Origin of the sequence: Microbacterium sp. (assembly GCF_031178525.1) — a bacterium.
Taxonomy (GTDB): Bacteria; Actinomycetota; Actinomycetes; order Actinomycetales; family Microbacteriaceae; genus Microbacterium.
Genome location: NZ_JAPSJA010000353.1, coordinates 1 through 2,241 on the forward strand (window position 1 = coordinate 1; position 2,241 = coordinate 2,241).

General features: G+C 66.3%; 4 protein-coding genes. 1 reads left to right on the forward strand and 3 read right to left on the reverse strand.

Annotated features, from left to right (window positions below; genetic code table 11):
* The 3 genes from RIF89_RS14270 to RIF89_RS14280 all read right to left on the reverse strand — a co-directional run.
* On the reverse strand, positions 1 to 228 hold a 228-nt coding region (locus RIF89_RS14270; protein ID WP_309069738.1), incomplete at its 3' end, for a transposase.
* 17 nt (positions 229 to 245) lie between these two features.
* On the reverse strand, positions 246 to 518 hold the full coding sequence (locus RIF89_RS14275; protein WP_309069739.1) for an ATP-binding cassette domain-containing protein: 273 nt from the start codon (positions 516 to 518) through the stop codon (positions 246 to 248).
* Positions 519 to 663: 145 nt separating this feature from the next.
* On the reverse strand, positions 664 to 1,194 hold the full coding sequence (locus tag RIF89_RS14280; protein ID WP_309069740.1) for a hypothetical protein: 531 nt from the start codon (positions 1,192 to 1,194) through the stop codon (positions 664 to 666).
* Between the two features lie 224 nt (positions 1,195 to 1,418).
* Between RIF89_RS14280 and mtnA the strand changes: the two genes are divergently transcribed.
* Positions 1,419 to 2,241, forward strand: an 823-nt coding sequence (gene mtnA, locus RIF89_RS14285; protein WP_309069741.1) for an S-methyl-5-thioribose-1-phosphate isomerase, incomplete at its 3' end; no start/stop codon positions are given.

The following is a 2,241-nucleotide window of genomic DNA, read 5'->3' on the forward strand; positions in this document are numbered from 1 at the left end:
CTCGGCCTTCAGCCGGCGGATCTCCGCGTGCTCCTCGCTGGTCTGCCCGTCACGGTCGCCGGCGTCGATATCGGCTTGCACGACCCACCGGCGCAGCGATTCCGCACCGATGCCTTCCTGGCGGGCGACGGCGGCGATGGCCCTCGCGGTCGAGGGGTACTCGGCCCGGTGCTCGCGCACAAGCCGGACAGCGCGCTCACGCAGCGCAGGATCGATCTTCTTCGGCATGATGACATCCAATCAACTCAAAAGGATCCGGCATCAAACCTGGGACGGTTCAGGATGCCGCGGTCGATGTCGAACTGGTGGATCATTCCGGTCGTGGGGCGCTGTACTCCGGCGAGGATGCGCAGGAGGGTGGACTTGCCGCTCCCGTTCGCTCCGACCAGGCCGATGACGTGGCCGGGTTCGAGGTCGAATGACATGTCGTTGAGCGCGGGCCGCTTCCCGTACCGGTGGCCGACACCGTCGACGACGCACACCGGCTTTGCAGTGGTCGTCGTGTCGAGGGTGTTCATGCTGGCTCCTCGGTGTCCGTTGACGGGTCGGGGCCGCGTCCGGCGAATTCGCGCCACGGCGCGATCCAGGAAGCGTTCTTCGTGTAGCAGAGAGGGCGGTCCGGTCGGGCCCGGGGTAGCTAGGTGTCGAGACCTCGAGAGCGCCTTAGCGCGTCTTCAACCTGCTCGCTCCGTAGACGGAGCGCTCCCCAGCGGGCAGCAGCAGCGTGCACTCCTGGAGGATATCTCCATCGAAGGCGAAACGCACTGCAGTGGCTTCTGCGAGGAGGCAATACAGCGGCGCACCGCCTCGGCGCTCGACCTCGTCGCGGCGCTGCGCGAGCAGTGAGCCGACGAGAACATCGCTAGGCGCGGCCTCGACGGTCAGGACGCCGCGATCTGTACACGGGCTGATGCGGGAACCCTGTGTACTCGTTGACACCCGTGGTGCCCTCTCTGACTCTGCGAGAACCCGCTGACGCCGCAGTTTGACAAGGTGCACCGCGTTAATGATCACGATCGCGCCGTTGAGTCCGACGCTGGGCCAGATGGCCAGGGGCGTGTTGTATATGACGGCCAGTACGCAACCGATGAGGTTGAAGATGCGCAGCCCGACGATGTTCGTCTGCACGAGCGAGAAGACGACGAGAGCGCTGCCGAGCCAGCCGAATGTCGTCCACCACATTTCGGGAGTCATGCTGTGCAGCATAGGACCACTGACGTCTCTTGGAAAGATTGGTTGTATAACAACAAAGGCAAGACGCCTCCCCGAGCGTCTTGTCAGCGATGGGCCGGGGCGCCGCGGAACTGGCGGATTCGTGCCCAGAGTCTTGACACGCTGGCGTGGATCCACATAGTCTCCACCGAGGCTGAGTTGTTTGACGTCTCGAAGGAGAGTTCACGTTGAGGACAATCGACTGGGTGGACGGCGCGATCGAGCTCATCGATCAGACCCTCCTGCCGCAGAATGTGGTCGTGCTGCGCATCACCGACGTCGCTGAGTTGATCGACGCCATCCAGCGGCTCGCCGTGCGCGGCGCGCCGGCGCTCGGGGTCGCCGGTGCATTGGGCGTGGCGCTCATCGCGCAGGGGGAGCGCGACGAGACCCGCCTCCGCGAGGACGCCCACCGGCTGCGCGGGGCGCGGCCCACCGCGGTGAATCTCTCCTGGGGCGTGGACCGCGCTCTCGACGCGCTCGGGGGCGGAAGCGAGGCCGTGCTCGAGGAAGCGCTGCGTATCCGCGACGAGGACATCGCCGCCTGCACCTCAATGGGCCTCTACGGCGCCGATCTCATCGATGAGCTCGTTCCTGGCAAGGAGAAGCTGCGCGTCGTCACCATTTGCAACACGGGAGGGCTCGCGGCCGTCGAGCGGGGCACCGCGCTCGGCGTCGTTCAGACAATCTTCGAACGCGGCCGCCTCGAGGAGGCCTACCCGCTCGAGACACGCCCGCTTCTGCAGGGAGCCCGGCTCACCGCGTGGGAGCTGACGCAGATGGGCGCCCCCTTCCGCCTCATAGTCGACTCCGCCGGTCCGTTCATGCTCTCGCGTGGAATCGCCGACGTCGTGGTGATCGGCGCGGATAGGATCGCCGCCAACGGCGACACCGCCAACAAGATCGGCTCGTTCTCCCTCGCACTCGCCGCGAAGCACGCCGGGATCCCCTTCCTCGTCGTCGCGCCGGAATCCACGGTGGATATGCGCACACAGCAGGGCGGCGACATAGGCCGGCGGGGTGTTCTGC

Coding starts and splice junctions, on each gene's coding strand:
- RIF89_RS14275 (WP_309069739.1), bottom strand. CDS start 518: ATGAACACCCTCGACACGACGACCACTGCAAAGCCGGTGTGCGTCGTC.
- RIF89_RS14280 (WP_309069740.1), bottom strand. CDS start 1,194: ATGACTCCCGAAATGTGGTGGACGACATTCGGCTGGCTCGGCAGCGCT.